This is a genomic window from Microbispora sp. CA-135349 (assembly GCF_050947365.1).
Classification (GTDB): domain Bacteria; phylum Actinomycetota; class Actinomycetes; order Streptosporangiales; family Streptosporangiaceae; genus Microbispora.
Genome location: NZ_CP192001.1, coordinates 6,649,393 through 6,666,763, shown reverse-complemented (window position 1 = coordinate 6,666,763; position 17,371 = coordinate 6,649,393). Strand labels below are relative to the sequence as shown.

General features: G+C 71.1%; 13 protein-coding genes and 1 pseudogene. 8 read left to right on the top strand and 6 right to left on the bottom strand.

The genetic code is table 11. The features are described 5' to 3' along the window. The first annotated feature begins 139 nt into the window (after window positions 1-139). Together ACQPZZ_RS30580 and purU are read left to right on the top strand one after the other, a co-directional pair. The gene (locus ACQPZZ_RS30580; RefSeq protein ID WP_432924747.1) at window positions 140-2,053 is read left to right on the top strand and encodes a tetratricopeptide repeat protein; all 1,914 of its coding nucleotides are present in this window, start codon (window positions 140-142) and stop codon (window positions 2,051-2,053) included. Window positions 2,054-2,146: 93 nt separating this feature from the next. Then, a complete protein-coding gene (purU, locus tag ACQPZZ_RS30575; protein ID WP_432924746.1) occupies window positions 2,147-2,995 on the top strand; it encodes a formyltetrahydrofolate deformylase in 849 nt (282 codons plus the stop codon). 29 nt (window positions 2,996-3,024) lie between these two features. On the opposite strand, the gene ACQPZZ_RS30570 is transcribed toward purU, so the two are convergent. Beyond that, a complete protein-coding gene (locus ACQPZZ_RS30570; protein ID WP_432924744.1) occupies window positions 3,025-5,088 on the bottom strand; it encodes a prolyl oligopeptidase family serine peptidase in 2,064 nt (687 codons plus the stop codon). A gap of 300 nt (window positions 5,089-5,388) precedes the next feature. Between ACQPZZ_RS30570 and ACQPZZ_RS30565 the strand changes: the two genes are divergently transcribed. From ACQPZZ_RS30565 to ACQPZZ_RS30555, 3 genes are all read left to right on the top strand, one after another. Next, window positions 5,389-5,898 carry an HNH endonuclease gene (locus tag ACQPZZ_RS30565; RefSeq protein ID WP_432924742.1) on the top strand — a complete coding sequence of 170 codons (510 nt, stop codon included), beginning with the start codon at window positions 5,389-5,391 and terminating at the stop codon, window positions 5,896-5,898. Beyond that, the gene (locus tag ACQPZZ_RS30560) at window positions 5,895-6,713 is read left to right on the top strand and encodes a GNAT family N-acetyltransferase (protein ID WP_432924740.1); all 819 of its coding nucleotides are present in this window, start codon (window positions 5,895-5,897) and stop codon (window positions 6,711-6,713) included. Before ACQPZZ_RS30565 ends, ACQPZZ_RS30560 begins: the two co-directional genes overlap by 4 nt. 91 nt (window positions 6,714-6,804) lie before the next feature. Then, window positions 6,805-7,029 (top strand): FmdB family zinc ribbon protein, encoded by a 225-nt coding sequence (locus ACQPZZ_RS30555; RefSeq protein WP_030509608.1) that lies wholly within the window; start codon window positions 6,805-6,807, stop codon window positions 7,027-7,029. 19 nt (window positions 7,030-7,048) lie between these two features. Here ACQPZZ_RS30555 and ACQPZZ_RS30550 read toward each other — a convergent pair. Both ACQPZZ_RS30550 and ACQPZZ_RS30545 read right to left on the bottom strand, forming a co-directional pair. Next, a pseudogene (locus ACQPZZ_RS30550) lies at window positions 7,049-8,037 on the bottom strand (IS5 family transposase). 129 nt (window positions 8,038-8,166) lie between these two features. Then, the gene (locus tag ACQPZZ_RS30545) at window positions 8,167-8,661 is read right to left on the bottom strand and encodes a helix-turn-helix transcriptional regulator (RefSeq protein ID WP_363640877.1); all 495 of its coding nucleotides are present in this window, start codon (window positions 8,659-8,661) and stop codon (window positions 8,167-8,169) included. Window positions 8,662-9,019: 358 nt separating this feature from the next. Here ACQPZZ_RS30545 and ACQPZZ_RS30540 point away from each other — a divergent pair, with 358 nt between their 5' ends. Further along, window positions 9,020-10,690 (top strand): alpha/beta hydrolase domain-containing protein, encoded by a 1,671-nt coding sequence (locus tag ACQPZZ_RS30540; RefSeq protein WP_432924738.1) that lies wholly within the window; start codon window positions 9,020-9,022, stop codon window positions 10,688-10,690. Between the two features lie 418 nt (window positions 10,691-11,108). Continuing rightward, a complete protein-coding gene (locus ACQPZZ_RS30535; RefSeq protein WP_432924736.1) occupies window positions 11,109-11,582 on the top strand; it encodes a hypothetical protein in 474 nt (157 codons plus the stop codon). 317 nt (window positions 11,583-11,899) lie between these two features. Here the strand turns inward: ACQPZZ_RS30535 and ilvD are convergent, their stop codons facing one another. Further along, a complete protein-coding gene (ilvD, locus tag ACQPZZ_RS30530) occupies window positions 11,900-13,738 on the bottom strand; it encodes a dihydroxy-acid dehydratase (protein ID WP_432924734.1) in 1,839 nt (612 codons plus the stop codon). A gap of 98 nt (window positions 13,739-13,836) precedes the next feature. Beyond that, window positions 13,837-14,472, bottom strand: a complete 636-nt coding sequence (locus ACQPZZ_RS30525) for a nuclease-related domain-containing protein (protein WP_432924732.1) — start codon at window positions 14,470-14,472, stop codon at window positions 13,837-13,839. 339 nt (window positions 14,473-14,811) lie between these two features. Here ACQPZZ_RS30525 and ACQPZZ_RS30520 point away from each other — a divergent pair, with 339 nt between their 5' ends. Then, the gene (locus tag ACQPZZ_RS30520) at window positions 14,812-16,239 is read left to right on the top strand and encodes an amidase (protein ID WP_432924730.1); all 1,428 of its coding nucleotides are present in this window, start codon (window positions 14,812-14,814) and stop codon (window positions 16,237-16,239) included. Between the two features lie 3 nt (window positions 16,240-16,242). Here the strand turns inward: ACQPZZ_RS30520 and ACQPZZ_RS30515 are convergent, their stop codons facing one another. Next, the gene (locus tag ACQPZZ_RS30515) at window positions 16,243-17,211 is read right to left on the bottom strand and encodes a hypothetical protein (RefSeq protein WP_432924728.1); all 969 of its coding nucleotides are present in this window, start codon (window positions 17,209-17,211) and stop codon (window positions 16,243-16,245) included. Between the last annotated feature and the right edge of the window lie 160 nt (window positions 17,212-17,371).

Sequence of the window (17,371 nt, the reverse complement as noted above, 5' to 3'; positions counted from 1 at the left end):
GAACTACCAAGCTCAGCGGCACCTCGAGCGTCATCCACAAGGGGTGAGGGACCACCCGAGCCACATCTGGGTCCGGGGAGGCCTCTCCCGGGACCGCGTGGCGGCCCTCCAAGCGCTTGCTCTGGAGGTGCCGCCTCCCGTGGCGCCCGTCGTCAACGGGCACCGCAGGCTACGCGGTCCGTACACGGTCGGTGGCGTGATCCTGCGCGCCCTCGTCCCGGTCGCCTTGGAGCGTTCCCCGGGCCTGGTGGCGGAACACGACATCGAGATCCGCGCCGTCGCTCCCAGCCTGCGTCCTCTGGTGCCGCCGCGGCGGCAGGCCATCGAGGCCCGCCTGCCGGAGGACGAGCGGATCCTGGTGCCCGCGCCGCGCCGGACGCTGCGGATCGCCAACGGGATCGCCGAGTTCGTCCGTGACTGCCTGGACGGGCCGCGGACGCTGCTGGCCGACAACGTGCACGAGGCGGATCCGGCCGATCGCGAACTGCTGCGCGTCCTCGCGCGCCGGGTGCCGGATCTGACCCTGGCCCTGGGATCCCCGCGATCCCCTTGGGAGGGGATGCGGCCGGTGGAGGCGCCGGCCCTGGGCGGCCCGCCCGACGACTACGTCGCCTCGGACTGCACCTCCGACGACTCGCGGGCCTACCGGGCGTACCTGTCGCTGCCGCCGGAGGAACGGGCGCGCCGGCACGACCGGCGCGCCGCCGAGTTGCGGGCCGACGCCGAGTCGGCGGAGCACGCTTTGGGCGCGGTGCCGTACCACCTGGAGCACGGCGCCGACCCGGACGCCGCGGCGCGGGCGCTGTGGGCGGCGGTGGACCACTGCGTCACCGAGGGGTTCCTGCACGCGGTCGTGGAGTTGGGCTCGCGCGGGCTGCGGCTGGTGAAGCCGGGTTCCGACCTGTGGTGGCGCTTCACGCAGCGCACCGCGACGGCCCTGGCCGGCCTGGGCCGCCGCGCGGACGCGCAGGAGCTGTACGACCAGGCCCGGAGGGTCAGCGTCGATCCGGCCGTCCACGCCGCCGCCGCGTACGGCACGGCGATGCTCGACGCGCGCGACCGCGATCCCGCCCGGCGTGACCTGGTCAGGGCCAGAGCCTGGATCAACGAGGCGATAGCCATCTCCACGCTGCTGCCCGACCGGCGGACGCGAGCCTTCAAGCTCGGGTTCGACCAGAACGGCCGTGCGTTGATCGAGCTGCGGGAGGGACGGGCCGACGAGGCGCTCGGCCTGGTGCAGTCGGCCATCGACCTGGCCGAACGCGACCTCGAGCCGGATGCCCACCCCGTGCACCGGATGGTGCTGTTCGCCAACCGCGCGCAGCTTCTCGCGCGCCTGGGCCGCGCGGAGGAGGCGCTGGCCGACTTCGACCGGGCCATCGCGATCGACCCGGGCTTTCCCGACCACTACCTCGACCGCGGCAACCTGCTGTTCGAGATGGGACGCGCGGACGAGGCGCTGGCCGACTACGAGACCGCGATGCGGGTGAGCCCGCCCCTGCCGGAGGCGTACTACAACCGGGCGGAGCTTCGCCTGGCCGCGGGGGACCTGGACGGCGCCCGGGCCGACCTCGACCACGTGCTCGACCTCGACCCCGGCTATCTCGACGCGTACGTCAACCGGGCCGGCGTGCTGGAGATGCTCGGCGAGCACGAGGCCGCCAGGCGTGATGTCGAGGCGGGGCTCGCCCTGGACCCCGGCAACGCGCACCTGCACGGCGTGCTGGGACAGCTGGAGACGGAGGCCGGCCGCTACACGGAGGCCGCCCTGGCCTTCGACGCCGCGCTGGCCGCCGACCCCCGCCTGGCCTCCGCCTGGGCGAATCGCGCGACCCTGCGGTTCGAGACCCGCGACGCGAGCGGCGCGGTCGACGACCTGACGAGGGCGCTCGAACTGGGCGAGGACGCGGCCCTGTACTTCAACCGGGCCACCGCCCTCGACGCGCTCGGCCGTGGCAGGGAGGCATTGGCCGACCTGCGTCGCGCGCTGGCCATGGCCCCCGGCGACCCCGACGTACGCGCGGCGTTGGAGCGGCACGAGAAGGAGGGGTGAGGGGAGCGCGGTGGACGCCGCCGCCTGCCCTCACCTTTCCACTCTCTGGCCCTACCCTTGAACCCGACACCGTCACCCGACGAGGATTCGAGCATGAGCGCTGAATTTGTGCTGACCCTGTCCTGCCCGGACCGGCCCGGAGTGGTCGCGGCCGTCTCCGGCCTGCTGGCCGGGAAGGGCTGCAACATCATTGAGAGCCAGCAGTTCGGCGACCCGGTCGAGGAACGGTTCTTCCTGCGCGTGCAGTTCTCCAGCGGGAGCGCCGCCGACGAGCTGCGGGCGGAGTTCGCCTCGCTCGCGGCGGAGTACGCCATGGACTTCCAGCTCTTCGACCTCGCGGTGCGGACCCGGGTGCTGGTGCTCGTCAGCCGGTTCGACCACTGTCTCAACGATCTGCTCTACCGGGTGCGCTCGGGGCTGCTGCCGATAGAGATCGTGGCCGTCGCGTCCAACCACCCCGACTTGCGCCCGCTCACCCAGTCGTATGGCGTGGACTACCATCACCTGCCGGTCACCGCGGAGACCAAGCCGCGGCAGGAGGCGGAGATCCTCACGCTGGTCGACCACTACCAGGCCGACCTCGTCGTGCTGGCGCGGTACATGCAGGTGCTCTCGGAGGAGATGTGCGCCAAGCTCGCCGGGCGCGTGATCAACATCCACCACTCGTTCCTGCCGTCGTTCAAGGGCGCCAAGCCGTACCACCAGGCGTACTCCCGGGGCGTGAAGCTGATCGGCGCGACGGCGCACTACGTGACGCCCGACCTCGACGAGGGGCCGATCATCGAGCAGGAGGTCGCGCGGGTGAACCACACCCACTCGCCGGAGGACCTCGCCGCGATCGGCCGTGACCTCGAATGCCAGGCGCTGGCCCGGGCCGTCCGCTGGCACGCCGAGCACCGCGTGCTGCTGGACGGCCACAAGACCGTCATCTTCCCGCGCTGATCTGTGCGCCTCGGCCGACTCTGTGCGCCTCAGCCGACCTTCAGACCGGTGTGCCGGGCCAGGAACGCGAGCTGGTCGGCCGAGAGCTCGACAGACCGGCTCACGGCCCGGGCGCCGTGCCCCACCTCACTCTCGTTGCGCAGCAGGATCGGGCGGTCGCCCGCCTGGGCGTGCTGCAGGGCCGCGGCCATCTTCCACGCGTGCAGCGGGTGGACGCGGGTGTCGGAGGCGAACACCGCGAACAGCGTGGCCGGGTACGACACCCCCTCACGGACGTGGTGGTACGGCGAGTAGCCCCACAGCCAGGCGAACTCCTCCGGCACGTCGGCGGAGCCGTATTCCACGTTCCACGTCGCGCCGAGACCGAACTTCTCGTACCTGACCATGTCGAGCAGCGGGGCCGAGCACACGACGGCCGCGTACAGGTCGGGACGCTGGGTGAGCGCCGCGCCGACGAGCAGGCCGCCGTTGGAGCCGCCGGAGATGGCGAGCCGGTCCGGGGTCGTGACGCCGGTGGCGATGAGGTGCTCGGCCGCGGCGTGCAGGTCGTCGAAGACGTTCTGCTTGTTCCCGAGCATGCCGGCCCGGTGCCACTGCTCGCCCTCCTCGCCGCCGCCGCGAAGCTGGGCGACCACGTAGACGCCGCCCGCCTCGACCCACGCCAGTGTGGTGGCGGAGAACCCTGGGTTCATCGGGACCCCGAAACCGCCGTAGCCGTACAGGATGGTGGGGCGGGGCCCGGAGCCGGGGCGCGAGGTGATCAGCATGCGCACCTCGGTGCCGTCCTTGGACCGGTAGACAACCTGCTCGGTCGTCGCCTCGGGCACTTCCACCGCGCCGGGGGGTGCCTCCCAGAGCGTGGTCTCACCGGTGAGCGCGTCGTAGTGGTACACCGCGGTCGGGGTGATGCCGTCGGTGTAGCTGAACCAGGCCTCGTGCCCGCCCTCCGGGCGCTCGAAGATCCCCCCGATCGAACCCAGCCCCGGCAGCGGGACCTCGCCGATCCGCTCGCCGGACTCCAGGGCGTGGACGGAGATCTCGCCGATCGCGTGCCGGGTCCAGCCGACGAGCAGGACCGGCTCGGCCATGCCGTCGAGGATCGCGAAATCGGACAGCACCGCCTCGGCGTCCTCGGGGATCAGATCGCGCCAGTGCTCCGGGCCGGGCGTCTCCGGGGTGGTGACGCAGACCCGCCCGCGCGAGGCGTCGAGGTCGGTGAAGACGTAGAGCCGCCCGTCGCGGCCGAAGTGGAGCCCGGTCTGGGCGTCGACGTCCTGCTGCACGGTGATCAGTTCCGGCGCCTCCGGCGACGAGGCGACCAGGTCGGCCACCCACAGGTCGTTGCGCGGGGCCGTTCCCCGTGAGGCGGAGACCGACAGCCACCTGCCGTCGAGGGAGACCGACACCCCGTAGTAGTTGGTCTTCTCCAGGCCCTCGCCGAAGATCAGCACGTCGTCGTCGGGAGAGGTGCCGAGACGGTGCAGGTAGACGCGACGGTGGAACTGCTCCTCGCCGGCCGGGAGCAGCGAGGGCGCCAGCCTGCGTACGTAGTAGAACGCCTCACCGCCGGGCAGCCAGGCCACGGGGGAGTAGCGGCAGCGGTCGATCGGCCCGTCGACGATCTCTCCGGTCGCCACGTCGACCACGTACAGGCGCGACTCCTCGTCGCCGCCGACGGAGATCTGGTACGCCAGCCGGTTGCCCTCCTTGTCCGGCTGGTAGGAGTCGAGCGTGGTCAAACCCGAGGGGTCCAGGGCGGTGGGGTCGAGCAGCACGCGCTCGCCGCCCCCGTCCGCGACGTACAGGACCGGGTGCTCCTGATCGGGCGCGCGACGGGTGAAGAACCGGCGCTCGCCGCGCCAGGAGGGCGTCCCGACCGAGCCGGAGCGCAGCAGTTCGGCGACGCGCTCGCGGAAGCGGTCGCGCCCCTCGAGTTCGGCGGACCTGAACAGGGTTTCCTGCGCGTCCAGCCACTCCTTCGTCGCCGGATCGTCCGGATCCTCCAGCCACCGGTAGGGGTCGGGGACGGGCGTTCCGTGGAGATCGTCGACGATGTCGTCACGGCGGGCTGGCGGGTACGGCACTCGGCTCATGCAGGCACTTTAAAGCAGCCGGGCGACTGCCACGGTCCATCGTCCGTACCCGGCCAAGACGGGAATAAAGGGATGATCGGCTGGGCATAGAAGCAGCAGGCGTTCCCGTCGTTCACCTCCACGACCCTTTTATAGGTGGCGGAGGGGGCGCCGAAAAGGCCACACTTTTGCTGGAGGGCGGTGCCGTGGTGACGATCCGCTGGGCCGTCCGGCGGAGGTCCCTGTGACGGAAGCACCAGGGTCCCAACAAACGGGGCCACAACCCAGGCGCACAGCCGAGACCGCTGTGGAGGCCGGCTGATGCGCCAAGTCCTGCTACTGAACGCCACATACGAGCCACTGACCACACTCTCCCTGCACCGGGCCGTCATCCTGGTGCTGAGAGAGAAGGCGGACGTCGTCCACCGGGACGGCCGGGGCGCGGTCCTGCGCTCGGCCACCCGCACGCTCGACGTCCCGTCGGTGATCAGGCTCCGGCGCTACGTCCGCATCCCCTACCGGACGCGCATCCCGCTCACCCGGGCGGCGCTGATGCGCCGGGACAACTTCCGCTGCGCCTACTGCGGCCAGCGGGCCGAGACCATCGACCACGTCATCCCGAGGTCCCGGGGAGGCCCTCACACCTGGGAGAACTGCGTCGCCTCGTGCATGCCGTGCAACCACCGCAAGGCCGACAGGCTGCTGGAGGAGCTGGGGTGGGCGCTGCCTGTGGCTCCCGCGGTGCCGCACGGCGCGCACTGGCGGCTCATCGGCGCGCAACTCGACGGTGATCCGCAGTGGGCCCCCTACCTGTCGGAGACCGCGGCGTGATCTGGTCGTTGACCGCCGACGCCGCGCAGTTCGCGGCGTCGGCGGAGTCCTGGCTGCTCCGCGATCCGGTACGCAACACGGTCATGCTGACCGTGCTGCGCGGGCTGCGGAGCGGCCAGTTCGCCGAGGACCCGCTGTTCGGCTGGGCGACCGGCGACGACGGTACGGTCGTGGGCGCGTTCTGCCACACTCCGCCGTACCCGCTGACCCTTGGCGAGGTCCCGCCCGGGGCGATCGCCCCGCTGGTCCGGGACCTCGTGGAGGCCGACCGGCGGCTGACGGCGGTGCGCGGACCGGTGAGCGCCGTCGAGGCCTTCGCCACCGCCTGGTGGCGGCCGGAGAGCGGGCGGCGCGCCGAGCGCCTCTACCTGCTCGACACGCTGCGGCCCGCTCCGGCGCCGGGAAAACCCCGGATCGCCGGGCCAGGCGACGTGGATCAGGCCGCTCGGTGGTTTCGGGAGTTCGAGGCGGAGGCGCACATCGAACGCGCCGTCGACGTCACTCCGCTCGTCTCCGCGCGGATCAACCGTGAGGAACTGGTCTGGTGGGAGGACGAGGGGCGGCCGGTGTCACTGGCCGGCGTCTCCGCGCCCATCAGCGGCATGTCGCGGATCGGCCCGGTTTACACCCCGCTCGCCCTCCGGGGGCGCGGGTACGGCAGCGCCGTCACGCACGCGGTCACCAGGAAGGCGCTCGACGACGGCGCCACCGAGGTGTTGCTGTTCACCGATCTGAGCAACCTCACGTCGAACTCCATCTACCAGCGGCTCGGCTACCGCCCCATCGCGGATCACGCCACGATTCATTTCGCCTGACCGCGTGTAACGCCCGCCCTCGGGGCGACGCGCGGCACGGCCATGATCTGCCGGACAGACCCAGGTCGCCCCGAAGTCGTAATCTGGACGCATGCCTCGCTATGACTACCGTTGCCGCGCATGCGGATCGACGTTCGAACTCAACCGTCCCATGGCCGAGGCCGGCGACCGGGCGGTGTGCCCCTCCGGCCACGACGACACCGTGAAGCTGCTGTCCACCGTGGCCGTCACGGGGAGGGCGTCCGGAGCTCCCGCCGCCCGTCCGTCGGGCGGCGCGGGCGGCGGTTGCTGCGGCGGTGGCTGCTGCGGCGGCTAGGCCGTGTATTTGGTTGTGATCAAGGGGTGGTCCGAGTGAGGTCTTTGATCCAGATCATCGCAGCGCGGAGGTGGAGGCCGGCGAGGTAGCTGCCAGGGGTCTTGTCGTAGCGGGTGGCGATGCCTCGCCAGGCCTTCAGCTTGTTGATCAGGCGTTCGACGGTGTTGCGCTCCTTGTAGAGCTCGGTGTCGTGGCTGACGGGCCGGCCGCCCTTGCTGCCCTTCTTCTTCCGGTTGGCGGCCTGGTCCCTCTTTTCCGGGATGACTATTTGGATCCGACGTCTTCGCAAGTAGGCGCGGTTGCCGCGGGAGGAATAGGCCTTGTCGGCGGCGACCGCGCCGGGCCGGGTGCGGGGACGGCCGACGGGCACCCGGACGCGTACCTTCTTCAGCACCGGGATGAACTGCGGACTGTCGGCGGCCTGTCCCGCGGTCAAGACGAACGCCAGCGGGCGGCACTTGCGGTCGGCGGCAAGGTGAATCTTGCTGGTCTGCCCGCCCCTGGAGCGTCCGAGCAGGGCAGCTTTCAGCCGGAGCTTACGCTGGCGCCGGACGCGTTGCCGTTGTTCTGCCCCGGCGTCGTTTGCGGCGTTCTGCTCCTGTCGTCCTTCCGACTCGCCCCCTTTTGCTCTTCGGTGGCCTTCTCCAGGACGGCGACAAGGTCGCGGCCGAGGTGCATCCCGGCGGCATCGTGATGAGCCCGGGCAGTGGTGGAGTCCACGCTGACCAGGGATAAGTCCACCTCGCCGCATTTGGCGGCTTCCGCGATCGCCCCTTCCAGCAGGGCTTCGAAGACGCCGGCGTCCCTCCACTGCCGGAAGCGGTTGTGGACGGTCGGCCAGGCGCCGAACTCCTCGGGCATCTCCCGCCACTGCCCGCCCGTCTTGAACCGCCAGATCACGCCCTCGAACTGCTGCCGCAGCCGCTCGGGGTATGGACCGAACCTGCCGATCGGCAGGTAAGGCTTGATGAACTCCCACTCTTCGTCTGTCAACTGGGTCCGGGTCACCCATGACGACCTACCGGATCAGACCCTGCCGCGAGGGCGAATCCCGATCATTGATCACAACCCGATACGCGCCCTAAGCCGATCTGATCGGTGTCCGGCCCCGGGCGGGCGTACGAACGAGGGCAGAGGTCAGGCGGCCGACGGACGCCTGACCCGGGACCGGCGCTGGAACGGCAGATAACGCTGCGGCAGGTGGGGACGGGCCGGCAGGTCGGTCGGCTCGACCGCCAGGATCCGGTCGAAGCGGAAGGCCCTGATCGACCGGCGCATTCGGCACCAGCCGACCAGGTACCAGAACTCGCCGTGGACCAGACAGGTCACCGGCTCGACGTCGCGGACGGTCACCCGGCCGGCGGCGTCGTGATACTGGATGCGGATCACCAGACGCGCGGTGATCGCGTTGGCCACCGCCCGCGCCCGGCGGGCGACGTCGGTGGGCAGCGGGGTGGTGAGGGTGGTCAGGGTCGTGGCGATGACGTCGTCGTCCAGATCGAGGTGCTCGAAAGCGTGGCGCAGGCCGCGCCGGGCGGTGACCGACTGAGGGCCGGCACCGAGGTGAGCGAGCGACAGGGCGAGGGCGGCGAGTTCCTCGGCGGTCAGCGAGTGCCGAATGACGTTGGCCATACCTCGACAATAACGACGAGGACTGACATTTTTCCGAACGCTCGCTCGGATGGTCAGCCTGATGTGGCTATCATGTCAGCCATCACTTCCCTGTTCGGTGGCCGCGGGCGGTTGCCGGGGCTTCGACGCGCCCGCTCGGTGACGCCTCAGCCTTTCGCCGTTTATGGCGAAAGTTCGGCGCATACAACACTATCTTTCGTCTGAGTTGGCAGTTAGTCTCTGCGGCAGAGACAGCGCGCTGATCCGGACGATTCCTCCCACCCCCCGGCCTTTCGCAGCGAGGTGAAGCTTGCCCGCCCTCCTTCCGTCTCTCCGGAATGTTCACAGAAAACTTGTCGCGTTCGGTCTCGCCGGCACGTTGACCGTTCCCCTCTGGCTCGCCGCTCCCGCGAACGCGTTCGGACCCGCCCGGGCCGAGGCCGCTCCCCGCCCGTCCACCGCGACCGGCGCCGGCGTCGCGAACCCCGCGCTCACGGGACCGATCGCCCGCACCACGCCCGTCGGGGACCCCGCGCACGGCTACCCGTTCCTCGCCACCGACGTCGACCTCAAGGCGGCGGGCTATGTCGAGCAGGAGTTCTTCATCTCCGGCACGGCGACGGGCTATGCGACCCGCGGCACGGACACCGCGGCGGTCGTGAGCACCGGCAGCCCGTACACCACGCGCATCGTCGTGCGCCGCCCGGTCTCGGCCCGCGCGTTCAACGGGGTCGTGATCGCCGAGTGGTACAACGTCAGCAACCAGTGGGACCAGGAGGTCGACTGGTTCCAGTCGCACGAGCACCTGATCCGCGAGGGGTACGCGTGGGTCGGCGTCTCCGCCCAGCGCGCCGGAGTGCACTCCGCGACCGGGCTCAAGGCGTGGAGCCCGGACCGCTACGGAGCCCTTGACGTGACCGCGGGCGGGACGATCAACGACGACAGCCTGTCCTACGACATCTTCAGTCAGGCGGTGAAGGCCGTCCGCGCTCCGGCGGGCAGCGATCCGCTCGGCGAGCTTCCCCCGCCCCGGTACGTGATCGCCACCGGCCACTCGCAGTCGGCCGGTCGCCTCGCGAACTACTACAACGGCGTCCAGCCGCTCGCGAACGTCCTCGACGCGGTCGTCCTGCACGGCGGCGGCGGTGTGCTGCGCACCGACCTGGCGACGCCGGTGTTCCGGATCAACTCCGAGGGCGACGTGAGCAACGGCATCCTCTCGGCGGCGGCTCGTGCTCAGGCCGACTCGGCGGTCCTGACCAGCTGGGAGGTCGCCGGCGCGTCACACGGCGACTGGAAACTCATCCGAGACTACGGTCCGTTGCGTAAGCGCGACATCGGCACGTACCCCGGAGGCTATCCGGGCGAGCCGCAGACGTGCACGCTGCCCTCCTTGTCCCACATTCCTCAGCACATGGTGCAGAACGCCGTCTACGACCACACTGTCGCCTGGGTCGCCTACGGTGTGCGTCCTCCGGCGGCTCCCAAGATCCGGATGACGGACACGACTCCGCCGCAGGTCGCGCGTGACGACCTCGGTGTGGCGCTCGGTGGCATCAGGCTCGCCCAACAGGAGGCGCCGCTGCGCGTCAACAGCGGCAGCAACACCGGCCCCGGCTTCTGCTTCCTCGACGGAAGCTCGGTGCCGCTGGCCGACGCGCAGCTCGCGAAGCTCTATCCGACCGTCCGCTCGTACGCGGACAAGGTCGTCGCGACGACGCTGGCCGATGCCGAGGCGGGGTACATCCCCCGGTCGTTCACCCGCGACCCCGCCTGGTACTCCGGCATCCGCGACCTCATCGGCGAATACGTCGCCGCCGGTCGTATCGCCGAACCTGTGGCGTCTGCCCTGGAGGACCGTCTTCAGCACGCCGAACGGTCCGGTCTCGCAGGAAACGAGCCTCCCGCGATCGCCCACCTGCGGCAACTCGCCGAGCGGGCGGACGGACGCATCCGGGACGATGCGGCCAGGGCCGGGGTGCTGCGGGTGACCCAGGCGCTCATCGCGCTCCTCACCGAGGCACAGAAGACGGAGCACAAGGGCCGCTAGGGGGTGTCCGCGAGACCGCGGGCGGGCCGGTCACCACGCCGGCCTTCCGCTCCCTCGACCCCGGTGAACATGAGCGGAACCGCAGGCGTGCCGCACGCGCCTGCGGTTTCGCGCACCCGTGCCGGGTGCTGAATCTTTCACCGAGCCGGTTCTGCTTTAAATCCCGCCGGGTTTCGCATTCGCGGTATTTCGGCGTAGCGCCGGCATGGACTTCGCGATTTCCGCTGCGTAGGGAACAGCGACGACCGGGCCCGGCCGTTTCCGGGTTTCCGGCCCCCGGTGGTGTGCGGTTTTCGCATGCCGGGAGGCCCGGCCTTCCGGTCCCGCCGAAAACGCCGGTCATTGACGGCGTCCTGGTGAGGTGATGCATTCGCTGTGGCTGGTGTCGGAGGCGGGAGAGGGGATACCCATGTTCGCGGTGAATTCAGTCAGGCGGGTGCTCGCGATCGGGGCGACGCTCGTTACGACCGGCGTGCTGAGCATGGCGCTCGCGCCCAGCCCCGCCGCGGCCGACGCCGTCACGCTGCACGCCACCGTGGATTGCTCCAACTACAACTCTTTCGGAGACACCAGGGACTGGTACCCCATCGGCCCGAGCGTCGGCGCCTCGCCGTACGGGGGAGGGGGAGCGGTGTCCTACGCCAACATGACCGCGGTCCCGGCCACGCACTCGTGGCAGTTCACGCAGACGCTCCCCAGCGGGACGACGTCCGTCAGCGTCTCCGCCAAGTGCAGCGAGGGCCATCAGTACGACCTCTCCGGCTCGGCCGGCGGCGTCACCGTCCCCGCGGGCACCACCACGGTGACGGCCACCTGGAGTTGCTATACGGCCCCGGTCTACCCCGGCCCGTGGATGACCGACTGCAGCGTGCAGTCGGTCTCGTACAGCTGATCGCTCCTCCGCCGGCGGTACGGGCATCGAGCGCATGAACGCGGAACCGCCACCGCCGGAGGCGGCTCCGCGCGGCCTGCTCCAGCGGACCGCGTGGCGGAGACGCCGGAACCGAGGTGAGCGAGCGGCGGTCCGTCCATCGGCGGGGAAAATCCGGGCGGCGCTGGACGGCTTCGCGGGCGGAGCGACAGGGCCGGGCGAGCGGGCGGCGACCGCGCCGTACACCCCCGGGGAGCCTCCGGGTCCGTCGGGCCGCGAAAACGCCTGACGGGCCGCCGCCCCGGGGGTGGCCGGGGCGGCGGCCCGTCATGAACCGATCATCGCGAGAGCTGGGAGAGATCCCGCGAGGCGCCGGTCGAGGCCGAGGTGGTCAGCGCGGCGTACGCCTGCAGGGCGGCCGACACCGGGCGGTGCCGGTCACGCGGCCGGTAGCCGCCGAGGTCGGCCAGCAACCGCTCGCGGCGGGCGGCCAGCACGTCCTCGGCCACCTTGAGCTCGATCGAGCGGCCCGGGATGTCGATCTCGATGATGTCGCCGTCCTCGATCAGGGCCATCGTGCCGCCCTCGGCGGCCTCGGGGGAGGCATGGCCGATGGACAGGCCCGACGTACCGCCCGAGAAGCGGCCGTCGGTGATCAGCGCGCACGCCTTGCCCAGGCCCTTGCCCTTGAGGAAGCTCGTCGGGTAGAGCATCTCCTGCATGCCCGGGCCGCCCTTGGGGCCCTCGTAGCGGATGACGACCACGTCGCCGGCCTTGACCTTGCCGCCGAGGATGCCCTTGGAGGCCTCCTCCTGCGACTCGAACACGACCGCCGGGCCGGAGAAGCGCCAGATCGACTCGTCCACGCCGGCCGTCTTGACCACGCAGCCGTCCTGCGCGATGTTCCCGTACAGCACGGCGAGGCCGCCGTCCTTCGTGTACGCGTGATCGAGGTCGCGGATGCAGCCCTCGGCGCGGTCGAGGTCGAGCGACTCCCAGCGCGCGTCCTGGGAGTACGCCTTGACGGTGCGCACGTTGCCGGGCGCCGCGTGCCACAGTTCGACGGCCTCGTCGGTGACCTCGGGCGACTTGGGGTCCCACTTGGCGATGTATTCGGCGATGGACGCGGAGTGAACGGTCGGCAGGTCGCGGTGGAGCAGGCCGGCCCGGTCCAGCTCACCGAGGATGCCGGGGATGCCGCCCGCCCGGTGCACGTCCTCGACGTGGTACTTCATCGTCGCGGGGGCGACCTTGCACAGGCACGGCACCCGCAGCGAGATCTCGTTGATCTCCTTGAGCCCGAAGTCGACGCCCGCCTCGCGCGCGGCGGCCAGGATGTGGAGGATCGTGTTGGTCGAGCCGCCCATCGCGACGTCGAGCGCCATCGCGTTCTCGAACGCCTCGCGGGTGGCGATGCTCCGGGGCAGGACGGACCCGTCGTCCTCCTCGTAGTAGCGCCGGGCGAGGTCGACGATCTGCCGTCCCGCGTCCTCGAACAGGGCCTTGCGGGCCTTGTGGGTCGCCAGCGTGGTGCCGTTGCCGGGCAGCGCCAGGCCGATCGCCTCGGCGAGGCAGTTCATGGAGTTGGCGGTGAACATCCCGCTGCACGAGCCGCAGGTCGGGCAGGCGTTCTCCTCCATCTCCAGGAGGTCGGCGTCCGACACGCTCGCGTCGGCGGAGGCGATCATCGGGTCGATCAGGTCGAGCTTGCGGCCCGGGATCTTGCCGGCCTCCATCGGCCCGCCGGACACGAAGATCGTGGGAATGTTGAGCCGCATCGCGGCGAGCAGCATGCCCGGTGTGATCTTGTCGCAGTTCGAGACGCAGACCAGCGCGTCCGCGCAGTGGGCGTTGACCATGTACTCGACCGCGTCGGCGATCAGTTCGCGGGACGGCAGCGAGTAGAGCATGCCGCCGTGGCCCATCGCGATGCCGTCGTCCACGGCGATAGTGTTGAACTCCCGCGGGATGGCCCCCGCTTCGCGGACGGCGCCGGCCACCACCTCGGCGACCTCGCGCAGGTGCACGTGGCCGGGCACGAACTGGGTGAAGCTGTTGGCGATGGCGACGATCGGCTTGCCGAAGTCGCTGCCCGCTACGCCCGTGGCCCGAAGCAGCGCACGGGCGCCGGCCATGTTTCTGCCGTGAGTGACAGTGCGGGACCTGAGAGCGGGCATCGAGGGACCCCCATCCGGAGACTACTGAGTCTTCAAATGGTACGGCCAGTGCCCGGCTGCCGAGACCCGCTGTCCACGTCTCGGGACGGCGCGTCGCTCTACTCGGGGTACCGCGCCGGCAGGACGCGTTCGGCGGCCCGGTAGATCGCGTCGATCTCGGCCGTGGTGAGCGACCTCTCCCGCTTGGTGATCCACTTGCGCACCAGCCCGCCGGAGAAGACGTCGACCTCGCGGATGTTGAGGATGCGCCAGGGGATCGGCGGGCCGTAGATGGCCAGGGACGGTACCACGGTGATCTCCCGGCCGAGCGCCTTGCTGATCAGGTCGCTGGCCTGCGCCGCCTCCCACCGGGCCTCGTCGAGCCGCGGCTTCTGGTTGAAGGGGCCGTGGAAGAGCTTGCGGTGCGACTGGACACGTACGGGCAGCCGCTTGTCCCACTTCTCCGAGTCCACCGCATACACGCCGGTGGGGCCGACCACCAGGTGGTCGATCTGGGCCTCGCTGCCGGGGATGGCCCGGGCGTGGAGCGTCTTGTAGCCGTTCCGCTCCAGCTTCTTGAGCTGGGCCTCCGTCTGGCGCTCCGCCGCGGAGGCGCGCCGCCACGCGGGGATGGCGGAGACCGTCCTCGCCCGGTAGACGGCGTCGGCGACGCATGCGAGGATCGCCGCGGTGAGCCCGAGCCGCCAGCTGCCGAAGACCACGCCGAACACCACGCCCGCGACGACCGCGATCACGGCCCGGCGGCGCAGGTGGCGGTATCGCGTGTCCTGCCACAGGCTGCTCAGCGACGTGCGCTGGACCGGAGCGTACGTGGGAGACGCCGGCGCCTCAGGGGGCGCCGAAGGGCGTTCCGCCTGCTCCGACGATTGGTCACCGACCCAGATGGGTGACGTATCGTGACCGTCTTCTGGCGCTAGACCGGTATCCACATCACTCACGGTAGTTGAGCCGTCAGCGGCTTGCCTAGTGTTGGATGGTTCATACTTTTGTGGCCTGCTTGCGCTGATTCGTTGCGCGGAAGTGGGGGTATCTTCTCTAGATATCCGCGGTCCGGGGGCCTACCGTTCGGTAGCGTGGCGCACATTCACGATCTTACCGCCCTCGAGCAGGCGGCAGCCGTACGTACGGGTGAACTTTCTCCCGTCGAGATCACCGAGCACTACCTGGAGCGCATCGAGCGGCTCGGCTCCGGCCTGGGGGCGTTCGTCACTGTGACGGCCGAGCGGGCACTCGGCCAGGCCCGCGAGCAGGAGGCCCGGATCGCCGCGGGCGACACGGAGGACCTGCCCCCGCTGCTGGGAGTGCCCGTCCCGATCAAGGATCTCAACCTCGTCAAGGACGTGCCGATCCACTTCGGCTCGGCCACGTACGAGGGGTTCGTCGCGCCCGCGGACGACAGCGTGGTCGAGCGGTTGCGGGACGCGGGCACGATCATGCTGGGCAAGACCTCGACCCCGGAGTTCGGCCTGCCCTGCTACACCGAGACATACCTGCACGAGCCGGCCCGTACGCCGTGGGACACCACGAGGTCGGCCGGCGGGTCGAGTGGGGGAGCGGCGGCCGCCGTCGCGGCCGGCCTCGCGCCGGTCGCGCAGGGCAGCGACGGCGCGGGCTCGATCCGCATCCCCTCATCCGTCTGTGGCCTGTACGGCATCAAGCCCAGCCGCGGCCGGATCTCGTTCGCCCCCATCGTCCCGGATCTGGCGGGTCTGTCGACCAACGGGCCGATCGCGCGGAACGTGGCGGACGCGGCGGCGCTGCTCGACGCGATGGCCCACAACAATCCCGGCGACATGTACTGGGCCCCGCCGCCCGCGCTCGGGTCGTTCTCGGCCTACGCCGGCCGGGAGCCCGGCCGCCTGCGGATCGCCAGGTTCGCCACGCCCGCCGTGCCCGGCGCGGAGGTCCACCCCGAGGTGCTCGCGGCGTACGAGAGCGCCTCAGCGGTGCTGGAGTCGCTCGGCCACGAGGTGGAGGAGATCGCGCCGCCCTTCGGCCCCGACGTCGTGCCCGAATTCGTCAAACTGTGGTTCAGCTTCGCCTGCATGCACCCGGTGGCCAAGGAACTCGAGCCGAAGATGCGCCCGCTCACCGCCTGGCTGCGTGAGCGGGGTCATGCCGTGTCGGCCCCCGAGTTCCTGCAGGCGCAGTCGGCGCTCCAGCTCGCCACGCGGTTCGCGCTCCTCGTCACCGACGCCTATGACGCGGTGCTGTCGCCGACCGTCACGCAGCCGCCGGTGCCGGTCGGCTGGTTCGAGGACGCCGAATCGCCCGAGGAGACGTTCGAGCGCATGATGCGTTTCGCACCCTTCGCGGCCATCTACAACGTGAGCGGCCAGCCCGCGGTGAACCTCCCGCTCCACTGGACGCCAGAAGGCCTGCCCATCGGAGTGATGCTGGCGGGCAGGTTCGGCGACGAGGGGACGCTCATCTCGCTGTCGTCCCAGGTGGAGGCGTCCGTCGGCGGCTTCTGGGGCGACCGCAGGCCGCCCGTGTGGTGACGCCTACCGCATCAGTTCCACGACGTGCGCGGCGACGTCGGCGAGCAGCGTGGCCGGTGCCAGCGGCGCCGCAGCCACGGCGGAGAACAGGGCGGGCAGGCCCGGCAACGGGAAGCCGTCGTCCGCGGTGATCGCGGAGGCCGCCTCGTGCTTGGACAGCGCGGCGCGGCTGCGGTCCCACGCCTCCAGCACCTCCTCGGGTGACGGCACGCCGAAGCCGTGCCCGACGGGAGCGGCGTGACGCAGCCGTACGAGCGGGGTCTCGGCGAACGCCAGCGCGATCCGGCAGCGGGCGGACAGGTCGTCGAGGTCCGGCACCCAGGCGAGGGCCTGGCAGGGGGTGCGGCACCGGCCCGCGCAGGTGGCGAGGGCCCCCGCCACCTGGCTGTGCTGCCGGTCGAAGTAGGCCCGCCAGCCCGGCGGCGGCTCCACGGCCACCCGCAGGGTCCGCTGGGCCGCCGACCGCTCCGCCCTCGTGTGGTCGCACTCCCTGTCGGGCATGATCCCGAACCGGCTGCCGGGGGCGCGCAGGCCCTCGGGCCAGCGGACCGGGTCGCCCGCGTGGCCGAGCGCGGGCTCGAAGGCCAGCAGCGGGAGATACTCGCTGCAGATGTGGACGGCCGCGATCATCGGGCTGAGCTCGCGCCGCCGCCAGCGAACCTCGATCACCTCGAGGAGCAGCGCGTACGCCGGCCGCAGTGTGTCGAGTGCCCCTCGCGGCTGCTCCTTGGGTGTCTGCGGCATGTGGCACGCGCGGGCCCGCCTGCGCAGGTCGCCGGGCACCGTCTGGGCGTCGATCTCGGCGGCGAAGTCCTCCGCGTCGAGCGTGAGCAGCCGCTGGCCGAACTCGCAGACCGACGCCACCCGCGCCGCGTGCGCGCCCTCCCCGAGCACGTCGGGCGCCAGCGCGCCGACGTCGCCGAACGAGTACCTCCGGGCCAGGGCGATCAACAGGTCTCGGGCTGAGTGCACCCGACGACCTTACTGACCCGGGCGGGCGGCGGTCGTGCGGGCGAGCTCGATCAGCGGGCGGGCGGCGACGGGCCCGGCGCCCGGGCACGATCCGTACCCCGCCGAGGTTCCGTGAACGCCGCGGGCTTCCGCGAAACGCCCGAGGGCCCCGGCGGTGTGC